Consider the following 22,034-nt stretch of genomic DNA (forward strand, 5'->3'; position numbering starts at 1 on the left):
TTCCCAGATATACATAACATGCCTCCGGTACAGCCGTACCTTATAGTTCAACCATTAAAGAAGGAGGGACAGTATGGCATTCAACTTTGAGGACAACAAGAAGGACGCGATTGTGCTATTGCAGACAGTGGCCCAGGAGCTCGGCACCGAGGACATGAACAAGGCGGGTCGCATCTTCAGGGCGGTGTTACAGTCCATACGCGACAGACTGCCTGTAATCGATGCCGTTCAATTCGCGGCACAACTGCCCATCTTCTGGAAGGGCATCTACTTTGACCAGTACGACGTGAGTAAGGTGCCCGTCGAGATTCGGGATGCGCAGGAATGGATAAACTACATCCGAAACAAGAACGCCTTTGCCGCCAACAACGACTTCCAGCAGGACGAAGAGATTTCAGCTGCCTTCCGCAGCGTAGTGCATGCCTTGCAACAACACATGACCGACGGTCAGTTGCAGCAGGTGATAAATTCCCTGAACCAGGATATACAGGAACTCCTGGTTGTTTAACTTATTCAACAAGCGGCCTGTCTCAGAAGAGGCAGGCCGCTTGTTGATTTGGCCCACTTATGAGAAGCTATACAAACAAACCCTCCACAGATAGGTAGCGCTCCCCAGTATCATAGCAGAAGGTGAGAATCCGAGCTCCTTCTTTTATCCCCTCATCCAGCTTCTGTTGCACAGCCGCCAATGAGCCTCCTGACGATATACCTACAAATATACCTTCCTCGGTGGCTGCCCGGCGCGCAAAATCATAGGCATCGTCTGCGTTCACCTGCACCACCCCATCCAGCAAGCTGGTATCCATGATGCTGGGTATGAAACCAGCGCCCACCCCTTGTATAGGATGTGGCCCCGGTTGTCCGCCGCTCAGCACAGGCGATGCGGATGGTTCCACCGCGTATACCTTCAGATTAGGGAAATGCCGCTTCAGTACACGGGCCACCCCGGTGATGTGCCCGCCAGTGCCCACACCTGTTATCATGTAGTCGAAACCTTCCGGAAAGTCGTTGAGTATCTCCTGCGCCGTGGTCTCCATGTGCACCTGGGTATTGGCTTCGTTGTCAAACTGCATGGGCATCCAGGAATGCTGGTGCTCCTCGAGCATCTCCCGGGCACGCTCTATGGCCCCTTTCATTCCCTTCTCACGGGGTGTGAGTTCCAACTTGGCACCGTAGGCAGCCATGAGGCGGCGGCGCTCAATAGACATGGACTCAGGCATGACGAGAACCAGATTGTAGCCTTTCACGGCCGCCACCATCGCCAGGCCCACGCCGGTGTTGCCGGAGGTTGGCTCAATGATGACACTGCCCTTTTTCAGGATGCCTTTGCTCTCAGCGTCCTCCACCATGGCGAGTGCTATCCGGTCTTTGATGCTTCCGGCCGGGTTGGCCCGTTCCAATTTCATCCACACTTCCGCCTTGTTTTGGAACAGCCTGTTGATGCGTACGGCTGGGGTTTTTCCTATTGTTTCTAGTATAGAATGCGCCTTCATGATTATGGTATGTAGTTTAAATAGAGAAATTCAGTATATCTACGGGGTCGTCATAATAGCTCACCTTTATCTGCGGCCGGTGATAGACCCGCGCATAGGGCGGCACGCTTTCGGTCAGCCACACGTTACCGCCAATGATACTGCGCCTGCCCACTACGGTGTTGCCTCCTAAGATGGTAGCTCCTGCATAGATGACCACGCTGTCCTCTATGGTTGGGTGTCTTTTTATGTTCGCCATGGCTTTGTCTACGCTTAAGGCGCCCAATGTCACGCCCTGGTATATCTTCACATCGTTGCCTATAACGGCGGTCTGTCCGATGACCACGCCGGTGCCATGGTCGATACAGAAGCGGGCGCCAATCTGTGCGCCGGGGTGTATGTCTATACCTGTCCGGGTGTGGGCGTAGGCCGACAGCACCCGGGGCAGCAGCGGCACTCCCATTTGGCAGAACTGGTGCGCCAGCCTGTATACCGCCACCGCAAAAAAACCTGGATAGGTACGGATGACCTCATCCACATTCACAGCGGCAGGGTCCCCGGCCTCAATGGCGGCGGCATCGTCCATGAGCTGGCGCTGCAACTGTGGCAAAGCCTCAAAGAAATCCGCCGCCAAGGCGCCTGGCTCTCCGGGAAGCCGCTCCTGAATCCGGATGAGTATGCGTTCCAGGTCTTCCTGCAACTGTATCAGGGAGCGTTCTATCTCCAGGCGGCTGCTGAAAGAGCGCTCCGAGAGGGAGGGGAAAAGAAGCTGCAGTGCACCATCCAAAAACGCGCAACTCATGGAGTGCGGCACCACATGCCGCGCCTGCTGGTGTACAGACGCCAGATGTTCCACAAATGCTTGGTTTACGTACGCCATTTATGTTCTTGAACCAGTTGGTGTATGATAAAGTTTTAACAGCGGACGCCGCCAAGCCGCATCCACAGACCAGATTATCTATACGTGTCAGCGCTGTTCCGTGTGCAGCAGCGCCAAACAATTATACCTCAGCGTCTCTCAGAGCCATGAATTAATACAAAGCTATACCTAAGTGTCGTGCAATCTTCTTATTAGGCATCTGGAAACAAATCCTATACCTGTGCTATACCTGCAAATGCAAAAGGCTCCTTCGGTTGAGGGAGCCTTTTGCATTTGTATAGTAATATTGTCTGTAGTAGCAGCTGTACCGGTTAGTCGCGGCAGAACTCTATGACGTCGATGGCGCCATCACCGGACTTCTTTTTCTTGCCGGTAAAGGTCACGACCAGCTTGTGTACGCCCGGTGTATCGATGCGCAGACGGGTGGCGCCGTTACCGCCCGTTACAGGAAGCGGCATGGTTTTGATGAGCTGCCCCGATTGGCTGTAAAGGGCCAGGGTAGAACCGGCCTCGTCCTCTTCAATGTCGAGCACATGTATGCCTTTGAGGGTGATGCTGCCCATGGCAGAGAAGTCCATCTCGATGCGGCCTCCCTCGCCGTAGAAGTTGGTCTCACCCGCTTCGGCCTGGTTCACCAATAGGATGTTGCCCATAGGGCGCATGGCGTTGTTATTTGGGGTTCTGAAATCCTGAAGGGCGCCAGATGGACTGCTGGTGTCAAACAGCCTCGCTACGTTTTCAGTTCTGTAGGTCCCGTTCGGCAGGCGGCGCTGTGCCGATACTCCCACGGGTGTGCCCTGGCTGTAGGCCATGGCAATGGTACCGCCTGTGCTGTATTCCTGTTCGTCGAATTCAATTATCTCACAGCTGGTGGGGTCGGTGCCGTATCTTTTCACTTCCGACAAAGCCATTGGCTCTGTCATTTGCTCTTCCTTTTCACATCCCATTGATACTATACCCAGCATGGCGAGTGCAATCATGTTCCCAATCATCTTCATTATACCTTTGGCTCCAGTTAAAAATTTACCGCTGTCTGCTTATACCTTTCCCTGATGCCACGTGCTAAGGTTACTGAAGCGAGCATTGAAACAATGCGTGCCTGAGGGACAGAAGCCAGGTTGTTGCAGGAATGAGATAAGTGAAGAACAGCTTTAGAGGCTTTTACGGAGATGTCTTGTTATGGATTGGTCGAAAGCAAGAAAATCAGAATATTATCTTAAATATTAGTGCAATTCAGAATATAACTCCTTGTCTGTCAATGCTAAATAAATCAATAATATTTTTGCCTGAATAGCACTATATTGCTATTGTTCATTTTTAACAAAGAACAACAAGTACAAAAAAGCCACCGCGGCGCAAGCGCCTCCGGTCCAGAAGACGAGCGGGAACCTAGACGGGTCGTTGCTATAAATCCAACCCGAGGAAAGGGCTCCCAATCCTATACCTGCCTCCATGGCAATGTACATGGTGGCCATGGCCCTGCCCCGGCGCTCCGGATGGCTCAGGTCGATGGTCCAGGCGAAGACGGTGGGTGAGTTCATGCCCACGGCTACCCCAAAAACGGCCGCCGCCACCAGCAGGCCTGTGGCAGAGGTGGCAAAGCCTATCATGCCCATCGCCACGACCAGCAGCGCCGAACTCACCCGAAGCACTTTGATGCGGCCATACCTGTCTGACACGCGGCCGGCCAGAAAGCGGATGGCCAGTGAGGAGAGCGTGAAGCTGGAGAAGAAAAGCCCCTTGTTCTGTATACCCAGGTACTCGCTGAAGTCTGGTATGATGGTGAGAATGCCCCCGAAGGAAATGACGGTGAGCAGCATCACCACCGACGGCGACACCACACGAGGTTCAAATATCTCGCTGCGCGATATCTTGAGCAGGCCCATCCGGAAACGGTTCGGGTTGTCCAGCGTCTCGTGCATGCGCGCCACTACGGCCACCGACAGGAAAGCCGCCAACGACGAGGAGTAGAACATGGTGTCGAGCGAGAAGTTGTTGGCGATGGCTGCCCCAAGCGCCGGTCCCGCCGCCATACCCAGGCTTCCGGACAGGCCCAGCAAACCGGTGGCCTCTCCCCTTCGGTCCATCGGGATGATATCAGCCACATAGGCGGCGGTGCCCGTAGGTGTGAAACCAGTCGAGAAGCCATGCACCAGCCGCAGCAGCAGAAACGCCGCCACCGAGCCCGTGACCGGGTAAAGGAACCCGCAGATGATGCAGACTGCACCGCCCACCAACATCACCGGCACACGCCCCACCTTGTCAGCCAGCTGCCCGCTGAACGGCCGCGACAAGCCAGCTGTCAGCGTGAAAAGCGCGATAATCAGACCCTTATATTCGGCGCCGCCCAGCTTGGTGATGTAGTTGGGCAGCTCCGGGATAATCATGTTGAAACTGGAAAAGAACAAAAAGGAGCTTAAACACAGCAATCCGAATTGAAGCCCATACACACGCGTTTTCTGCTCAGCCATAAAATGTAATCAGGCTGCAAATTTGGGGAAACCTTCGCTCCCAAACCAGAGCCAATGCCAATTCTTATAAAGGCTGTTGGCAGATTGAGGCAAAGCGGCATAGCTGACCGAATTAGCTTGATTGACTATAAGGATTGTCCTGCGAAGCAAAGGACTGTGACAGGTATAGGCGCCCTTTGCCGACGCTACAGGTATGGCGTGAAGGCATGGAGAGCGTGTCCAGGCAGGATTAACCGGTGCAGACGCAGGAAGAGGGTGAGGTGAATTTGAACAGTCAGGCGGCTCCGCCAGGAGACTGAGTGAATATGCGCATGCCTGTGAGTTTGACATGGTGCTCAGCGGCCGCCATCTGCACGTGCATGGCCAATTGACTGGCTGCGCTGGGGCTTTGAATCAGTCCCAGGCGCATCAGCACCTGCCTGCCACCATTTAAATCGAACAGGATGTACCGCTCCGACACCTGCACGCTGTGCACCTGCTGCCAGTAGATTTGCCGCTCGCTGCTAAAGAGGCTCAGTTTGTAGCTTATCATGGCTGGAGTCATCGAGAAATAAGCCTCTTTGAGCTGTACTCTGCCTGTGCCTACCGCCACTAATAGTACCCCTGTCACGCAAATCAAAGCAGCAGCCAGTGCCCAGTACCACCGGGTCTCCTCCCGGATAAACACATCGTTGAGGAAAGCAGCCATACCTCCGCTGAAAAAGAACAGCCCCAGCCAAAGCATGTTCCGCTTGATTTGCTCAAGTTGCTTGGCAGAGAAAAGGCTGATGTACATAAAGTCTTACCTATAAATTGTTCACTATATTAGCTTCCGGCGGCAGGGTAAGCGGCCAGTAGCAGTGAGATGCTATACCTTGGTTCTTATCGCGTAACTAATCATACCTGCAACGGCATTGAGTCCCTCAGTTCAGGGTATAGCTGAAGCCGCCATAGCAGTGCCCTAAGCCTGTAGCAGGAATCTTAAATTGCAAAAAACTATTAATAAAATATTATTTTTAATTGTATACGCGCTACCCTCTAATCTGTTTATGAAGTTTCGACTTATTTAAATGCAATATTTTTATTGAGACGGATAGCTGGCAGCAAGAAAAAGAGGGGTCACAGCAAGTAAGGCAGCTAGTTCCTAGGAACAGCACAAAGTCCTTGTTTGCTACTTAGAAATTGAAAGCCTTGGGGAGAAAGTCAGGCGATTTTCTGAGCGTTTGCAGGCACCTTGTTCACCTCCACGTTCTGCTCGATGGCCGCCAGCTGCAGACTCACGCTCACATGATTGGCGGTCCGGCTGCACTGGATATTCCCCAGGCGCATCACGGCCTGTGAGCCATCCTTCAATTCAATCAGCACCGTGTGCTCCGACGCCTGGATGCTGTCGATGCTCTGCCATTGTATTTCGCGTTCCGGCCCGAACAGGCGCAGACGGTATTTGATTCTTTCCGGCGTCATGGAGAAATAGGCATCCCGGAGGGGTATCCTGTCGAGCCCAATGGCGGCGCACACCGCACCAGCCCCCAGCACCAGCCCGGCCGCGATAACCCGTCCCCAATGTGTCGGTTCCTCCAAGGCCACTTCATGCAGCACGGCCAATACGCCCCCGCAAAGCAGGAACACGCCGCTCCAGAGCAGCACGCGCTTCGTGCGCTTCAGTTGTTGAGCCGGGTATAAGTTCACGTACATAGCTAGTGGGTTAGAGTTGCGGGTGTATGATTTCAATCTCTTTTTCAGCGGCAATGTCTAAAATTCCGCTCCTTACCCGATGCAGCACCTCCTCGCTCCGGATGGCCTGCAGGCTCACCTCATGCTGTTCCTCGTTCTTGAGCAAGAAAACCACCTGTCGCGGCTCCAGCCGGATGCTATCCACCTCCTCCCAGTCAAACTCGTGCTCGGGCTGCATAAAGCCTTTGCGGTAGCGCACGCCAGTGGTCAGCAAAGTCAGGTGCCTGTTGTAACCGGGGTTCTTGTCCAGCCACATAGACGCCAGAAACAGGCAGACAGGCAGCAGACTGAACAGGTATAGGAAGGTCATGGCCGAGTGGAAATCCTTGACGGCGATGAGTTGGTAGAGCAGCCAACCGTGCAACGCGATGGAGAGCAGGGCCATCAGGAGCAGAACGCGCTCCAGCCTAGACCTCACACTGTAGGCGCTGGAAAACAAGCGTATGCTGATTTCTTGCATGGATTTCTGTTTATTAAGGATTCAATATACTGAATAAAGCGGATTTCCAAAAGCAGAATCTAGCATAGTCCCAAAAAACCTGCGGCACAGGGGGCTCCTTCTGCCGGCTTTTAGTATATTCAAACTTCCATATCTGATGTACATGAGAAAGCGCTATACCTTGATTTTCGCCTTGGCGGCTCTGGCGGCCTGTCAGCAACAGCCGCAGCAAAGCCAGGCTCCGGAGATCCCGCAGGGCATCAACAAATTTGCAGATGCCACCCTGCAGCAGCTGTATACCTTGCAGGATGAGCGCAAGACGGCTGAGCTGCTCCCCTTCCTGAGCCACCCCAAGGCTCAGTACCGGCAGGAGGCAGCCATCGCTTTTGCCTCTGTGCAGGACACGCTGGCTATTCCGCAGCTGCTCAGCACCCTCTCTGATACAGCCACAGATGTCAGGATAGCGGTGGCCTATGCCCTCGGGCAGACGGGTCACAAAAAAGCACAGAGCGCTATCATCCAGCACTTGAACCAGGAGCGGCGGCCGGAGGTGCAGGCTGAGCTGCTGAAGGCATTGGGAAAGCTGGCAGATGCGGCAGGCGTAGCCTACTTGGCTAATTACCAAGCGTCTAATCCAACGGCGCTGGCTGGTCAGGCCTGGGGCATCTACCGGGCCGGTATGCGGCAGCAACACAGCAGACAGGGCATTGACAGGGCGGTGCAGTGGCTTTCGCCGGACACGCCCTTAGAGGCTCGTCTGGCCGCTGCCCATTTTTTGGCTCGCACCCCAAAGCTGGACCTGTCGGCTTACAGACAGCAGCTCACCACCTCCGCCACCTCCGACGAGTCGGCGGTGGTACGCATGGCGGTGGCTCAGGCATTCGGCAAGGTGGGCGCCCGCGACAAAGCCACTGTGCTGTCAGGTATAGCCCAGAGCGACCCTGATTACCGCGTGCGCCTCAGTGCCATACGCGCCATGACAGGTCTGGAGTTTGAGGAGATTGACGAAGCGATACGCGCCGGATTGACGGACAAGAACATCAACACCGCGGTCGCCACGGCGGAGTTCCTGCAGGCGAACGCCAAAGACATTCCAGCACAGCCCATGCAATCTGCCTTGGAGCAGGTGAAGGATGGGCGCGTTCGGGCTGGGCTCATCTGGGTGATATTGCGCAAGAGCCAGGACAAGGCCCAGTTGAGCAAACAGTACCAGCAGCTCTACCAGAACACCCAGAACCCCTACGACAAGGCCCACCTCCTGAAGGCACTCTCCGCGGATTTCGACAACTACAAGTTCATAGCAGAACAGACCTTTGCCGCTCCGCAGCCCGTTATCGCCACGTATGGCATGGAAGCGCTGGTGGGCATGCGCCAGCAGCCTGATTTCCCGAAGGCACTGGAGCAGGATTTCGCAGCTATATTCAAGCAAGGTATAGGCTCCGGCGATGTGGCCCTGGTGGGAATGGCGGCCGGCGTCATTCGCGACCCGAAACTCAACTACCGCGATTTGTATAAAGACTATACCTTCATTACGCAGGCCCAGCAGAAACTCGTGCTGCCCCGTGACATGGAGACCAACATCGAGCTGCAGAAGACCATTGACTACCTGAGCGGCAACAACAATGTCACTACACCGGAGAACCCGTTCACGCACCCCATTGACTGGGCACTGGTGCAGACCATCGCCCCAGACCAGCAAGTGCGCATCCAGACGGAGAAGGGAGACATTGTGCTGGAATTGTTCGTGGAAGATGCCCCGGGCTCAGTGGCCAACTTTGTGGAGCTGACCAAGAAGCAGTTCTTTGACGGCCTGTACTTCCACCGGGTGGTGCCTAACTTTGTGGCCCAGGGCGGCGACAAGCGCGGCGATGGCTGGGGCAGCTCCGACTATTCCATCCGCTCTGAGTTCGCGCCGTTGCAATACCATGAGGGTTATGTGGGTATGGCCTCCGCCGGAAAGGACACCGAAAGCAACCAATGGTTCATTACGCACTCCCCCGCCCCGCACCTCGATGGCCGCTATACCATCTTCGCGAAGGTAGTGCAGGGTATGGACGTGGTGCATCAACTGGAGGTAGGCGACAAGATAGTTTCGGTGCAGCTGCTTTAAAGCCATACCTTGTAGGCTAGTATAGAATAAGAAGAGGCGGCTCTGGTGAGCCGCCTCTTTCTGGTTTATGCCATTTTCCTAAAGGCGCTCCATTGGCTGTTCCTCGGGGCTCTGCAGGCGTGACCAATTACGAATGAGTTGCTTGAACTCCTCGAGCAGGGTGCGGCTTCGGTCTTTGCCATACCAGCCGTGCAGCTGCTCTACAAACTGTTGGTACGGCACCTCCTGCGCCTTCATCTCATTGAAGAGCTGCTGGGCCGCTGCAGGGCGCGGCCCCCAGGTGCCTATCTCCTCCAAGGTATCGGCGTCCAGCACAATCAGTTTCGGGATGGAGCGGCCCCCGTTAGTCAGGTAGGCATCCATCACATCCAGGTTCTCATCGCGCAGCAGCAGTTTCACCTCAATCAGGGGCGAAGCTTCTGCAATCTTGACCATGGCAGGCACCGTTTGGGCAGCATCGCCGCACCAGGCCTCCGTCAGGATTACCCAAATCATCTTGTTCTGCACGCTCAGCATCAACTCCACAAGCTCATCGTCCAGCACGGTGGTTTTCTCGACGCGCCGCATGCGCTGGGCGTTCATGCGGGTATACTCCACCATGGCCTCAGCATGGTTGGTACCCGTGGTTTTGTTCTCAGCGAGCAACTGGTCGATGAGTTCTCTGTAGTGTGTGTAGGTTATGGCTTTCGCCAGGTGTTCTCTTGTGATTACTGTATCAGACATAGTCTCTTTATTCTTCGTGTATCAAACAATCTGTTGAACGTAAATCCATATAATGTCACTTCCACCCTTATCAATATGGCTGTTTTCCTTCTCTTGGTGCCATGGTTAGCCCCTGTCTATACTACCTTGTTTCTCCTGAATGGTTCTCATTTTATTAGAGCGGGCTGCAGCAGTCTTAGCTAAAAGCCGCCGCACGCCTGCCTTTGTGCTAAGGCAAAATTGGAGCCGTGGCCCATCCTTTTTGAGAATCGTAGGGAGGCGCTTTGGGTAGGGCGCTCTGCAATCATCTGCTACTACAAAGGTAGGCATTAACAGACAGAGGAGCTAAAACAGCATTTCTGAGTAAATGTTTTGCATTTTCAGATTATATTTAGATATTTACCTAAATACCTAAGCGTACCCGTGAACAAAGTCTTCAAAGCGCTCAACGACCAGACCCGCCGGGAGATTCTGAACCTATTGAAGGAGAAGGACCTGACGGCCGGTGAGATTGCGGAGGCTTTCAACATCACCAAACCCAGCATATCGCACCACCTCGACATCCTGAGTCAGGCAGAGCTGGTGACGTCGGAAAAGCAGGGGCAGTTTGTCATCTACTCCCTCAACACCACCGTGCTGGACGACATCATGAAATGGATTATCAACCTGAAAGATGCATAAGATGAAACCGAACAGCCTTCCCAAAGAAATCCTCCTATGGGTAATCGCCCTCCTCCCCTTCCTATACCTGGCGCTGGTATGGAACGAGCTGCCGGAACAGGTGCCAGTGCACTTCAACCTCAAAGGCGAGGCAGACGGCTGGGCGGGAAAGACAGCCCTTATCGGCATCATCTTCTTCACGACGGTTGTCCTTAACATGTTGCTGCTCCTCATCCCCCGCATCGACCCGAAGCGGAAACTGGAGTACATGGGCAGCAAGTATACCCAGTTGCGCTACATCCTGGTGGTGTTCATGGCGGCGCTTTCAGTGTTCCTCATCTACAACGCCACCCACCCCGCCACCTTCCAGTTCAACATCCTGTTCCTGCTGCTGGGTGGGCTATTCGTGGCACTAGGTAACTATTTTCAGGCCATCAAGCCCAACTACTTCATCGGCATCAAAACGCCCTGGACGCTGGAGAGCGAGCAGGTATGGCGCAAGACGCACCGCTTGGGCGGCCGCATCTGGATGGCAGGCGGATTGCTGATGCTTGTGCTGGCCCTGTTCCCGGGCTCCGGTATGCGCCAAGTACTATTCCTGGCTACGGTGGGCGTGATGGTCCTGGTGCCGGTCGTGTACTCGTACCTTGAGTCGCGCAGGGAGCAGCAGCTGGGGCAACAGTCATAGCAGCCAATTCCACGACAGGTGTAGCTTCTTTCAGCATCTCATAAAAAGCAAACATGACACGACCAATCCTTACTCTCCTCTTGGCCCTACTCGCCCCGATAGTAGTTGCTGCGCAACAGACTGTTAAACCAGAGCAAATCAAAGGCACCTGGAACGGTGCCCTGAGCATTGGCGGCACCAGCCTGCCCCTGGTCATCCACCTGACATCTGACGAGAGCGGCTCCCTGACCGCCACCATGGACAGTCCGCAGCAGGGTGCTAAAGGGATACCGGTGCAGGAGGTGAAACTGACGCAGGACAGCCTCTACCTGAACATCCGCGCCATTGGCGGCGTGTATGCCGGCAAAATAACCAACGCTGAAACGATAGACGGTCACTGGAAACAAAGCGGGCAGGCATTCCCGATGCAACTCAAAAAAGGAGCGGCAGAAGCCCCCCGCCGTCCTCAGGAACCGGTAAAGCCCTACCCCTACCAGGAGCAGGAAGTCACCGTAGAGAACAAGGAGGCAGGTATAACGCTGGCCGGAACGCTGACCGTACCGCAGGGCAAGGGCAACCACCCGGCCGTGATTCTCTTTACCGGCTCCGGCCTGCAGGACCGGGACATGACGGTGCTGGGGCACAAGCCTTTCCTGGTTCTGGCCGACCACCTGACCCGTCAGGGCTTTGCCGTGTTGCGCCTCGATGACCGGGGCGCGGGCAAATCGGGAGGCAACCCGGCCACCGCCACTACCGCTGACTTCGCCTCCGATGCCCAGGCCGCCTATACCTTCCTCAAAAGCCGCCAAGAAGTCAACCCAAAAAAGATTGGCCTGCTTGGCCTAAGTGAAGGCGCGTTGATTGCCTCCAAAGTGGCCGCAGCCAACCCGGACGTGGCCTTTGTGGTGCTGATGGCGGGCAATGCCGTACCTGGAACGGAGCTGCTGGTGGCCCAAAACGAAGCCATTTTCAAGGCAGGCGGCGTACCCGATGCTACCTTGCACAAGCTACTGAAGCTGCGCCGCGCCCAGTTTGAGGTAGCCGCCTCAGAGGCCAACGTGCAGACGGCTGCAATTAAAATAAAGGCGCTGGAACAAGAGGCCAAAGCACAGATGACGGAACAGGAGCAGAAGCAACTGGGACTCACACCGCAGAGCGAACAGGCCATCGTGGCCCAACTCAGCAGCCCCTGGATGCGCTACTACCTGGCCTACGACCCGGCTCCTACTTTGCAGAAGCTCCAGATGCCGGTGCTCGCCCTCAATGGCAGCAAGGACTTGCAGGTGCCCGCTCCCCAAAACCTGACCGCCACCGGGAGAGCCCTGAAAGCGGGCGGCAACACGCGCTCCACCTTCAAAATCATGCGTGACCTCAACCACCTCTTCCAGACCGCCAAGACAGGCTTGCACACTGAGTATGGCAGCATAGAAGAGACCATGTCTCCGCTGGCGCTGGAAACCATCAGCACCTGGATGAAGAGTGTGGTGAAATAACGCAGCGTATGGTAATAACTTTGAGAAAAATAACAGAACAGGATGCAGCCGCCATCGCCAGGCTCTCCGGTCAGCTTGGGTATAGCGCATCTGTTGCGGCCACGGCGCAGCGCATCCAGGCAGTCCTAGAAAACCGGGACCACTGTGGCTATGTGGCGGTGGCCGATGAGAAGTTGATAGGCTGGATTCATGGCTTCCATACCTTCCGGCTGGAGTCTGATGCCTTTGTTGAGGTTGGGGGACTGGTGGTGGATGCCGATTACCGTAGCAAAGGCATCGGGTTAATGCTGGTGGAGCAGGTGAAGGCATGGGCCCTGGAAAGGGGCGTGCACAAAATCAGGGTGCGCTGCAACAGCAGCAGAATGGAAGCACATGCCTTCTACAGGCGCATCGGCTTTAGTGAAAGCAAGGAGCAGAAGGTGTTTGATGGGATTTCGTAAACGTTCCGTCTGAACTGAGGAAAGCCAACCCACACTAGATAAAACCTGGGCCAACAGACGCTCCTCGGCAAAATCGTGCTATGCAGCCTGACTCTCCGTTCTACTTTGCCAGCACCAACAAGCTTCTCGTTGCGCCGCTCGTACTGCGCCTGCCTCGGGAAGGCGGGCTTCGGCTTGACGAACAGCATCCTGGCATACCTGTCGGCTGACCTGGTATGTGGCCTGCATCAACTAGTGCTCTGCTTTTTGAGTAATCAGAGTATGAAAGCAATCATTTTACTCGGTACACTCAAAAAAGAAGGCCTCTCCAATACAGAGACTTTATCAGAATTTCTGGCTGAACACTTGCGCAAACAGGATGTTGAGTGCTCTATCATCAAACTGGCGGAGCACCATATTCTTCCGGGCACCTATAGCGACATGGGCGAAGGGGATGATTGGCCAGACATCCTCCGGCAGCTGCTCCATGCAGACATCATCATCATGGCGACCCCTATCTGGTGGAATAATCAGTCGTCAGAGATACAGCGTGTGATTGAGCGGCTCGATGAGCTGCACGACGAGATAATGAAAGGCCAGCAGTCCAGGCTGGAAGGAAAAGTGGGTGGCATTGTGATAACCGGCGACTCGGATGGAGCGCAGCACGTGATTGCTAACCTGAGCAATTTTTACAACGCCATTGGGCTTGCCCTGCCACCTTATGCGACCCTATCTGTGCTGTGGGAAAAGCAGGCGAAGGGAAAAAAACCTACACGCGAAGAGCTCATGGAAAAGTATGAGAAAGATTACGCCAGCACCGCAACAACCATGGTGAAGCAGATGCTCCGGTACACCGCGAGCAAATAGATGCCAAAAGACAGTCTTGGTACTGGCATGATTGAGAAGTACTAAACAAATGCGCCACAACAGAAACTTTGTCTGAATGATGCAAGCCAGAAAATCTACAGCGTTTCTGACTCAAAGAAGCTTGCAGAGGTATGGCTACAGCAAGGCAGCGGGCGCGGCCTGCGGGAATAGCTCAACCGATGCCTCCACAGCCGGTACTCTTCCGGTGTGTTCCTTCTCAAGGAGAGAACAAAGCACCTTCCCGGCCCGCTCCATATTACAGGGGCACCGGTAATTGAAAAGTAGAAAATGTTCTCCTCCCCCGTTTTTCACATACAGGTATAGGTTATAAGCCTGCTTCCCGAAATAACTCAGTGTGTGCGTCTCTACACGATCAATGTCATGGAGAGAAACGGTATGGCTGGTAGAGCCGTCAGGCTCCTTGATTGTAATAAGCATAGCCTACGTTAATTAGCTTTGAAAAACCTAGGCTGCGGCTGAATGCCGGACAGACTGCAGTTTAACGAAATATTGGCAGAAAGCGAAGTTAATCTTCCTAATTCAGGTGTAGCTTCAATCAACCAATGCCTGGTCAGGTATAGGTACGGTTTTCTACGGCACCGGGTCATACCCACTCCCTCCCCAAGGGTGGCAGCGGCCAATGCGCCTGAGCGCCATCCAGCCTCCTTTGAAGGGCCCGTACTTGTTCACGGCTCCCAGAGCATAGGCTGAGCAGGTGGGCGTATAGCGACAGGTGGCTGGCTTGAGGGGCGATAGCATGTTGCGGTATACCCAGATGAGCGCGAGCAGCAGTTTCTTGAAGAGCCAGGTCATGGTATGGTTATGGTACGCATTTATTTGCCGAACAACTGTTAGCTAACGCAATTTTTAGGTAATTTTGACACAGTTTAACTAATCTAAACATAATTTCATGTTAAAAAGAATCCTTTCACTCCTTCTTTTAGTCTCGCTGAGCGCGCCCTTCGCCAAAGCGGACGAAGGCATGTGGCTGCCGATGCTCATCAAGCGCCTGAACCACGCGGATATGCAGAAGAAAGGCCTGCAGCTGACTGCCGAAGAAATCTACAACGTGAACAACTCCAGCCTCAAGGACGCCATTGTACAATTCGGTGGTTTCTGCACAGGCGAGTTCATCTCTGCTGAAGGTCTGCTGCTCACCAACCACCACTGTGGTTACGGCCAGATTCAGTCACACTCCACCCCCGAGAACGATTACCTGACTGACGGCTTCTGGGCCATGGACCGCAAACAGGAGCTTCCAAACGAAGGTCTGTTCGTGGACATCCTAGTGCGCATGGACGATGTAACAGGCAAAGTTTTGGAAGGCATCAACAACAACACGCCGGAGCAGGAGCGCATGCAGCTGACTGCACAGCGTATGCAGGCGATTGCCAAAGAAGCCAGCAGCAATGGCCAGTATGTGACCTATGTGCGCGACTTCTTCAACGGCAACGAATTCTACCTGTTCGTGTACGAGCGCTTCAACGACGTGCGCTTGGTAGGCACGCCTCCGTCTGCGGTTGGCAAGTTTGGTGGCGACACCGACAACTGGATGTGGCCGCGCCACACCGGCGACTTCTCTATGTTCCGCGTGTACATGAGCCCGGACGGAAAGCCTGCCGCCTACTCTGACAAAAACGTACCCTACAAGCCAAAGCACCACCTGCCTATCAACATCGGCGGCGTGGAGCAGGACGACTTCGCGATGGTGTTCGGTTTCCCGGGCCGCACCAAGCGCTTCATGACTTCTGAAGGTCTGAAACTCGACGTGAACCAACTGAACAAATCCCGTATCAAGCTGCGCGACAAGAAGCTGGCCCTGTGGAAAGAAGACATGGACAAGAGCGATGCCACCCGCATCAAGTATGCCTCCAAACATGCTTCCACGGCTAACTACTACAAGTACTCCATCGGCCAGAACGACGGCATCAAGCGCATGAAGACCGTAGAAGGCAAACAGGCGGACGAGAAGAAATTCCAGACCTGGGCAGATGCCAACGCGGAACGCAAAGCGCTTTACGGCACTTCGCTGAAGGAGATGAACGAGGCTTATGCCGAGATAGAGAAGTATAACCTGGGCAGCGTATACCTGAACGAGGCTGTTTTGGGGACTGAGGCCCTGCTTTTCGCTTACCGCATGTCGGCTTTGAACAACGCCCTGAAGTCAGGCAACGCAGAAGCCGCCAAAAAGGCCGCTGAGGACCTGCAGCCAAGAGCCGATGCCTTCTTCAAAGACTACAGCATGCCGACTGACAAGAAGGTGTTCGCCTCTATGATGAAGTTCTACCACGAGGACATCGCCAAAGACCAGCAGCCGGAGGCTTTCAAGCAACTGGTGGCCAAGTACAAAGGCGACTTCAACAAGCTGGCTGACTACATCTACAGCAACTCCTTCGTGGTTGACAAGCAGAAGGTAGACAAGTTCCTGGCCAACCCGACGCAGAAGCAACTGGCCAACGACCCGGCTTTCGCTTTGGTGAACTCCATCATGGAGAACTACCAGACGAACATCGCACCTAAGCTGGCTGCAGCCAACGCCAAACTGGCTAAGGCGAACCGCCTGTACGTGGCTGGTCTGCGCCAGATGAACCCAGACAAGGTATACTACCCTGATGCGAACTCTACCATCCGGTTGAGCTACGGCTCTGTGAAGAACTACAAGCCAGTCGACGGTGTGACGTACGAGACCTTCACCACCATGGAAGGTGTGATGCAGAAAGAGGACCCTAGCAACGAGGAATTCATCGTGCCTGCCAAGCTGAAGCAACTGTACGAGGCGAAGGATTACGGCCGCTATGCCAACAAGGACGGCGACCTGATTGTGAACTTCATCACCGACAACGACATCACAGGCGGTAACTCCGGTTCTCCGGTTATCAACGGCAAAGGAGAACTGATTGGCCTTGCTTTCGACGGCAACTGGGAAGCCATGACCGGTGACCTGGTATACGACCCGGATTACAAGCGTTGCATCAACGTGAGCGCCAACTACGTGCTGTTCATGGTGGACAAATACGCCGGTGCCTCTAACCTCATCAATGAGATGACCATTGTGAGCACCGACAGCCCAGGCGCAACGGAAGCTGGCACCGCGACAGCCGCTACCCCTGCCGATAGTTCTGCTGAACTGCTCAACGCTGCCGTGAAAGAGGCGAAAGCTGATTTGGCCGCTGGCAAGTCAAGCGTGAAAGTGAAGAAAAAGGACGGCAAGAAGTCAGTGAAGCTCGAAGTGAAGAACTAAGCTGCTGCTTTAAGTCATAGCAAAAGGCGCTGGGGATTTCCCCAGCGCCTTTTTTGTTTTGCCGGAATCCTGATTCTGACAACCTACCTCCTACGCCCTCGTAGATAGCATTTTAGCTATAAAACAGGACTCCATGGGATAACGCTACTTCTACGAAACAAACTTACTTTCTTACTCTTCTTCCTGCCATGCATTGCACTGGCACAGGCCGATGTGCCTATGGGTGCGCGGGCAGCGGCACTAGGCAATGCCTCCGTCACCATACCCGACCTGTGGGCGCTCAGCAACAATGTGGCAGGTATAGCAGGACTCAAGCAGCCGCAGGTGGGGGCTTACGTGGAGAACAGGTTTGGCGTGCGGGCCTTCACAACGGTAGCACTCCAGGCGGTATACCCTACGAGCAAGTACGGAAACTATGGCCTCAGCCTGAGTCGGTTCGGTGATGAATTGTACAGTCAGCAGCACATTGGTTTGGGTATAGCGCACAAGCTGGGGCAATTCAGCCTGGGGGCCAAGGCCGATGTATGGCAGGTGTCGGCGCAAGGGTATGGCAGCCATAAAGCGGTTGCCCTCTCGGTGGGCGGGCGGGCTGAAGTGGTACCTGGCCTGTTCTTCGGGGCCAACGCCTACAACATCAACCAGGCTAGGCTGGCGGCCTTCGACGACGAGCGGCTACCTACCATCATGAAGGCTGGCTTAGGCTATCGCCCTTACCAGAAACTCCTGTTGCTCGTGGAGACCGAAAAGCACATCGACTTTCCCGCTGATTTCAAGGCAGGTATAGAGTACCAACTGCTGCAGGACAAACTCGCGATTCGCTCCGGTTTCAGCACCGAGACCAACAGCATCACCTTTGGCCTTGGCTTCCGGGCACGACACCTGCACGTGGACTATGCCTTCGGGTCCACCACGCTGCTGGGCATCAGCAACCACTTTTCCGTCTCCTATACCTTCCAAAGCAGCAGCCGATGATGCGAATTATACGCCTGCTCCTGCTTCTGCTTTGCCTCCAGGTGCCGCTGCAGGCGCAGGATTACCCACGCCAGACCTTCGACTTTGACCTGTTCGTGCAGGAGCTGTTCGCGCAGCAGGAGGACGACGATGTGCCTTATGAAGACTTTTACGAGACGTTGTTCCAGTATTTCCAGCGGCCCATTGACCTGAACCATACCACGCCGGAGGAGCTGGCTTCGCTGTTTATCCTATCACGCCCGCAAATCGCATCCTTTTTCAAGTACACCCAAGAGAATGGTAAATTGCTCAGCATCTACGAGCTGCAGGCTATACCTGATTTCGACCTCCTCACCATCCAGAAGCTGGTATACTTTGTCAGGGTAGACGATGCCGGACTGAACGCGGACCAGCGCCCCTTGTGGCAACGGATTGTGGGTGAAGACAACAACGCGCTCATACTGCGTTACGAGCGCACGCTGCAGGAGCGCCGCGGCTATACCGACATCGACACCTCCAGCCGCTCAAACACCCGCTACCTGGGTTCGCCCGAGAAGCTATACCTGCGCTACCGCGTCAGCCACACCCGCGACTACAGCATGGGCATCACCGCTGAGAAAGACGCCGGCGAGCAGTTCACCTGGGACAACGAAACCCGCCGCTACGGCTTCGATTTTTACTCGGCGCACCTGCAGCTCTACAACAAAGGCAGGTTTAAAACGATTGCCTTAGGCGATTACCAGCTGCAGTTCGGACAGGGACTCTTGCTATCGTCGGGCTACGCCGTGGGCAAAGGCAGCGAGACCATCACGACCGTCAGCCGTGCCAATCTGGGTATAAGGCCTTACAGCTCTGTGCTGGAATACGCCTATTACCGAGGAGCGGCCGCCACCTATACCTTGGGGCGGGTGGACGTGACGGGTTTCTACTCGAACAAACGCGTGGACGCCAACCTGCAGACCCAACTCGACACACTTGACACCTTCGGCGAATCCTTCACCGGCATTCAGACCTCCGGCTTCCACCGCACACCCACCGAGCTGGCCAACAAGGGACAGGCGCGGGAGCAACTGATGGGGGGAAACGTCACCTACCAAAGCCGTGACCGCACCCTGTTGGCAGGTATAACGGCCATGTCCACCATTTACAGCTCCCCCATCCGGAAAGCCGGCGCTCCTTACCAGCGCTTTGAGTTTGGCGGCACCCGCAATTTCAACATGAGCGCGAACTACAGCTATACCTTCCAGAACGTGTACCTGTTCGGCGAGACAGCTCTCTCCAGAAGCGGCGGACTGGGTACGGTGAATGGCGTGATTGCGAACCTATCGAACAAGGTGGAGCTAGCCATGCTCTACCGCTACTACGCCCGCGACTTCCATAGCTTCTATGGCAACGCGTTCGGCGAAGGCACCCGCAACATCAATGAGCGGGGATTCTACACTGGCATCAAACTAAAACCATTTGCCAAGTGGGAACTTACGGCCTACTACGACCGCTTCCGGTTTCCGTGGCTCCGCTACCGCGTGGATGCACCCTCCCATGGCGATGAGTACCTGCTGCGCCTCTACTTCAAGCCCAACCGGCAGACCTCGCTCTACGCACAGTTCCGTGCCGAAAGCAAAGGGCGCAATGTGGCAAACAATAGCACCAGTCTGGACTACGTGGGGCAGGCCGATCGCAAGAATTACCTGCTTTACTATGAGTTCTCACCAACGCCGATTGTCAACCTGCGCTCCCGGGTGCAGTTCAGCAGCTTTGACTTGGAGTCGCCGCAAACTACAGGCTACTTCATTGCGCAGGATGTCAATCTTAATTTCAACCGAGTCCGCCTGAGCACCCGCTACGCAATTTTTGACACCGATGACTATGAAACCCGGCAGTATGCGTTTGAGCGGGATGTGCTGTATGCTTTTTCTGTACCTGCCTTCAGCGGCAGAGGCACCCGGATGTACGTGCTGCTACAGCTGCGCCCCATGCGAAAACTGGATGTGTGGGTGAAATACAGCCTGACGCACTACCGCAATCAGGACACCGTCGGCTCCGGCCTAGAGACGATTGAAGGGCCAAGGCGGTCGGATGTGAAGGCGCAGGTCAGGTATAGGTTCTAAGGTGTTATCTCCTTGTCGTTTTGAGACAGTTAAATTACGAAACGTTATGGGGTTTTCATGAAGCACAGGCCCTGGTCCAATTGCTCTTCCTTGTCTTGTGAACAGGGCATCTACCTCCATGAGGGAAGTCGGTCACTACTGATGTTCAGGTATGGGCAGTGCAGTAGCTGATGCAGCGTGAGCACCAGTCACTGCTGGACACACCCCTGCCCCTCTCAGGAGGGGAATCAGGAACGATTGAACATCCCCCTGCCCCCTTCGAGGGGGACTTTCTGCCATAGCTTTTTCTCAGTTATAGGCGCTGTAGCACAGAACACTGGCAGGTATAGCCTTAACACCCCTCTGACTCCCCTCAAGGGGAGAGTTTTCACGGCAGCCATGGATTGATGGCATCAGCCAGGTGGACCGCTGACGATTTTTTGTTCGAGCGGTCAGCGAGTTCAAAATCGTCTTGATTCTTTTGCCTACTTTGGGGGTAGGGGCCCTCGATTTTCATCAAGGAAAAAAGCAGGTGCCCGCCGCACAGGCGAAGCAATGAAACAACTCAGGTATAGGTATAGAAAAGCCGCAGCCATAAATCAAAAACAGCAGCTACTGAAGCTATTCCGTCTCTCTCCCCAACTGCACCTGCAGCGGTTTGCAGCTCTCTTTGGCGGTGGCGCTGACCAGCCGCCCCTGGTGGTCCAGTTCCAGGTGACAGCACTCCAGGAAGAGTTCTTTGAGTTTCTCGCGGCCGCGCTGCACCCGTGACTTGGCACCCGAATAGGACATACCCAGTCTTTCGGCTATCTCTTTCTGGCTGATGCCTTCCAACTCGCTCAGGCGGAGGGGTTCGGCGTATTCAACGGGCAGTAAGTTAAGGAGGGGCAGCACGAGGTTCTCCATTTCCTGCCTCTCCGACTCCTGGTGCAGTGGCTCCTCCAAGTCGGCCTCGTCCGCGATGGGCACGTTACGGCCCTGCTCCCGATAGTAGTCATAGACGGCGTTCCGTGCAATCTGGTAGAGCCAGGCGCTTACGTTCTGTACCCCCTGCAGCTGCTCGCAGCTTTTGTAGAGCTTGACATACAGCTGTTGCAAAATGTCATGGGCCTCATCCTTGACTTTGATACGCTTTATCACGAAGCTCCTCAGCTTCGCTTCGTATTGCAGAAAAACCGGCGCTACGGCAGCGCAGGTCTCCACGGGCGTGGCAACAGGGGCACCCAAGCAGGTATGGCAGCTTTTGTTTTCCATGGCAGTTTCAATAAGGAAGTGACAAATCAATTACAGCAGTCGCCTCACTCTAAATTTACAAAAAATCTGTCATCAAATTATACCTTGAGAATCTACTTCCAGAAACAGCCAGTCCGCCGCAGGTAAGTAGCATACCTGCAGCGGACTGGCTTTGTGTTTTATTTTGTACTAAATGGCGGCGGGCTGATGTGTTTGGTTCTGACGGGCATTCGTGCCTTCACCATATACAGTGGACTCCCCGAAGGTATAGAAAGCCTCCCAATCCACCCCCTGCGGGTCCGTAATCCAAGACTTCTCTGACTTGGCGTAGCAGCAGGTGCATTTGCCTTCTTCCCGGATGGCGCCTTTGGCCTGCTTGAGCCGTCCGTATACCTCGGCCAGTTCCTCTTCGCTTTCAGCCTGAATGCCCAGATGCTCTATACCTGCGTTTTCCGAGTGCAGCGAGATGGCGAAGTTGATGCGCGGGTCCTCCAGCATCCATTTGGCATAGTCCTCTTTCACAACGGTAGGCTTGGCACCGAACAGGGCGGTGTAGAATGCCAGTGATTCGTGCAGGCTCTTGACGCGTACGTTTACGTGAAATCTTTTCATGGTTAGCTCCTTTTAGG

Annotated in this window: 23 protein-coding genes; 11 read left to right on the forward strand and 12 right to left on the reverse strand. The window is 54.7% G+C overall.

The annotated features are described in order from the left end of the window. Positions 1-73 precede the first annotated feature (73 nt). Positions 74-508 carry a DUF2267 domain-containing protein gene (locus B051_RS0116700; protein WP_018479364.1) on the forward strand — a complete coding sequence of 145 codons (435 nt, stop codon included), beginning with the start codon at positions 74-76 and terminating at the stop codon, positions 506-508. Between the two features lie 67 nt (positions 509-575). On the opposite strand, the gene cysK is transcribed toward B051_RS0116700, so the two are convergent. The 7 genes from cysK to B051_RS0116735 form a co-directional block, all read right to left on the reverse strand. After that, positions 576-1,493 carry a cysteine synthase A gene (gene cysK, locus B051_RS0116705; protein ID WP_018479365.1) on the reverse strand — a complete coding sequence of 306 codons (918 nt, stop codon included), beginning with the start codon at positions 1,491-1,493 and terminating at the stop codon, positions 576-578. Positions 1,494-1,509: 16 nt separating this feature from the next. Continuing rightward, a complete protein-coding gene (locus B051_RS0116710) occupies positions 1,510-2,352 on the reverse strand; it encodes a serine O-acetyltransferase (protein ID WP_018479366.1) in 843 nt (280 codons plus the stop codon). A gap of 311 nt (positions 2,353-2,663) precedes the next feature. Continuing rightward, a complete protein-coding gene (locus B051_RS0116715) occupies positions 2,664-3,350 on the reverse strand; it encodes a hypothetical protein (protein ID WP_018479367.1) in 687 nt (228 codons plus the stop codon). Positions 3,351-3,656: 306 nt separating this feature from the next. Next, complete coding sequence (locus B051_RS0116720) at positions 3,657-4,823, reverse strand: MFS transporter (RefSeq protein WP_026236472.1); 1,167 nt, start codon at positions 4,821-4,823, stop codon at positions 3,657-3,659. A 274-nt stretch (positions 4,824-5,097) separates the two neighbouring features. Then, entirely contained in the window at positions 5,098-5,598 is a 501-nt protein-coding gene (locus B051_RS0116725; protein WP_018479369.1) for a hypothetical protein, read from the reverse strand. Positions 5,599-6,005: 407 nt separating this feature from the next. Further along, on the reverse strand, positions 6,006-6,497 hold the full coding sequence (locus tag B051_RS0116730) for a hypothetical protein (protein WP_018479370.1): 492 nt from the start codon (positions 6,495-6,497) through the stop codon (positions 6,006-6,008). 10 nt (positions 6,498-6,507) lie between these two features. After that, positions 6,508-6,996, reverse strand: coding sequence for a hypothetical protein (locus tag B051_RS0116735; RefSeq protein WP_018479371.1), 489 nt, complete (start codon positions 6,994-6,996; stop codon positions 6,508-6,510). Between the two features lie 142 nt (positions 6,997-7,138). Here B051_RS0116735 and B051_RS22305 point away from each other — a divergent pair, with 142 nt between their 5' ends. Further along, positions 7,139-9,085, forward strand: a complete 1,947-nt coding sequence (locus B051_RS22305; RefSeq protein ID WP_211214354.1) for a peptidylprolyl isomerase — start codon at positions 7,139-7,141, stop codon at positions 9,083-9,085. A 78-nt stretch (positions 9,086-9,163) separates the two neighbouring features. Here the strand turns inward: B051_RS22305 and B051_RS0116745 are convergent, their stop codons facing one another. Further along, on the reverse strand, positions 9,164-9,808 hold the full coding sequence (locus tag B051_RS0116745) for a thioredoxin family protein (protein ID WP_018479373.1): 645 nt from the start codon (positions 9,806-9,808) through the stop codon (positions 9,164-9,166). Between the two features lie 402 nt (positions 9,809-10,210). Here B051_RS0116745 and B051_RS0116750 point away from each other — a divergent pair, with 402 nt between their 5' ends. The 6 genes from B051_RS0116750 to B051_RS0116770 all read left to right on the forward strand — a co-directional run bounded on the left by B051_RS0116750 (position 10,211) and on the right by B051_RS0116770 (position 13,893). Further along, positions 10,211-10,468 carry an autorepressor SdpR family transcription factor gene (locus B051_RS0116750; protein ID WP_018479374.1) on the forward strand — a complete coding sequence of 86 codons (258 nt, stop codon included), beginning with the start codon at positions 10,211-10,213 and terminating at the stop codon, positions 10,466-10,468. Between the two features lies 1 nt (position 10,469). Continuing rightward, positions 10,470-11,135: an SdpI family protein gene (locus B051_RS0116755; RefSeq protein ID WP_018479375.1), complete on the forward strand. Its 666-nt coding sequence runs from the start codon at positions 10,470-10,472 to the stop codon at positions 11,133-11,135. A gap of 53 nt (positions 11,136-11,188) precedes the next feature. Then, positions 11,189-12,607, forward strand: a complete 1,419-nt coding sequence (locus B051_RS0116760) for an alpha/beta hydrolase (RefSeq protein WP_026236475.1) — start codon at positions 11,189-11,191, stop codon at positions 12,605-12,607. A 20-nt stretch (positions 12,608-12,627) separates the two neighbouring features. Next, positions 12,628-13,047, forward strand: a complete 420-nt coding sequence (locus B051_RS0116765) for a GNAT family N-acetyltransferase (protein ID WP_245539651.1) — start codon at positions 12,628-12,630, stop codon at positions 13,045-13,047. A gap of 80 nt (positions 13,048-13,127) precedes the next feature. Next, positions 13,128-13,256, forward strand: a complete 129-nt coding sequence (locus B051_RS22515; RefSeq protein ID WP_157579013.1) for a serine hydrolase — start codon at positions 13,128-13,130, stop codon at positions 13,254-13,256. Between the two features lie 52 nt (positions 13,257-13,308). Next, on the forward strand, positions 13,309-13,893 hold the full coding sequence (locus B051_RS0116770) for a flavodoxin family protein (RefSeq protein WP_018479378.1): 585 nt from the start codon (positions 13,309-13,311) through the stop codon (positions 13,891-13,893). 135 nt (positions 13,894-14,028) lie between these two features. On the opposite strand, the gene B051_RS0116775 is transcribed toward B051_RS0116770, so the two are convergent. Together B051_RS0116775 and yidD are read right to left on the reverse strand one after the other, a co-directional pair. Further along, a complete protein-coding gene (locus tag B051_RS0116775; RefSeq protein ID WP_018479379.1) occupies positions 14,029-14,331 on the reverse strand; it encodes a hypothetical protein in 303 nt (100 codons plus the stop codon). Between the two features lie 153 nt (positions 14,332-14,484). Next, entirely contained in the window at positions 14,485-14,706 is a 222-nt protein-coding gene (yidD, locus tag B051_RS0116780) for a membrane protein insertion efficiency factor YidD (RefSeq protein ID WP_018479380.1), read from the reverse strand. 97 nt (positions 14,707-14,803) lie between these two features. On the opposite strand from yidD, the gene B051_RS0116785 reads away from it, so the two are divergent. The 3 genes from B051_RS0116785 to B051_RS0116795 all read left to right on the forward strand — a co-directional run bounded on the left by B051_RS0116785 (position 14,804) and on the right by B051_RS0116795 (position 20,193). Continuing rightward, positions 14,804-17,134 carry a S46 family peptidase gene (locus B051_RS0116785; protein ID WP_026236476.1) on the forward strand — a complete coding sequence of 777 codons (2,331 nt, stop codon included), beginning with the start codon at positions 14,804-14,806 and terminating at the stop codon, positions 17,132-17,134. Positions 17,135-17,353: 219 nt separating this feature from the next. Continuing rightward, complete coding sequence (locus B051_RS21550) at positions 17,354-18,106, forward strand: PorV/PorQ family protein (protein WP_018479382.1); 753 nt, start codon at positions 17,354-17,356, stop codon at positions 18,104-18,106. Next, positions 18,103-20,193, forward strand: coding sequence for a hypothetical protein (locus B051_RS0116795; protein ID WP_018479383.1), 2,091 nt, complete (start codon positions 18,103-18,105; stop codon positions 20,191-20,193). The genes B051_RS21550 and B051_RS0116795 overlap by 4 nt, the downstream gene beginning before the upstream one ends. Positions 20,194-20,793: 600 nt before the next feature. On the opposite strand, the gene sigZ is transcribed toward B051_RS0116795, so the two are convergent. Then, positions 20,794-21,426 (reverse strand): RNA polymerase sigma factor SigZ, encoded by a 633-nt coding sequence (sigZ, locus tag B051_RS21555; RefSeq protein WP_018479385.1) that lies wholly within the window; start codon positions 21,424-21,426, stop codon positions 20,794-20,796. 168 nt (positions 21,427-21,594) lie between these two features. Then, on the reverse strand, positions 21,595-22,017 hold the full coding sequence (locus tag B051_RS0116810; protein WP_018479386.1) for an ArsI/CadI family heavy metal resistance metalloenzyme: 423 nt from the start codon (positions 22,015-22,017) through the stop codon (positions 21,595-21,597). Between the last annotated feature and the right edge of the window lie 17 nt (positions 22,018-22,034).

This window comes from Pontibacter roseus DSM 17521 (assembly GCF_000373265.1).
GTDB lineage: Bacteria > Bacteroidota > Bacteroidia > Cytophagales > Hymenobacteraceae > Pontibacter > Pontibacter roseus.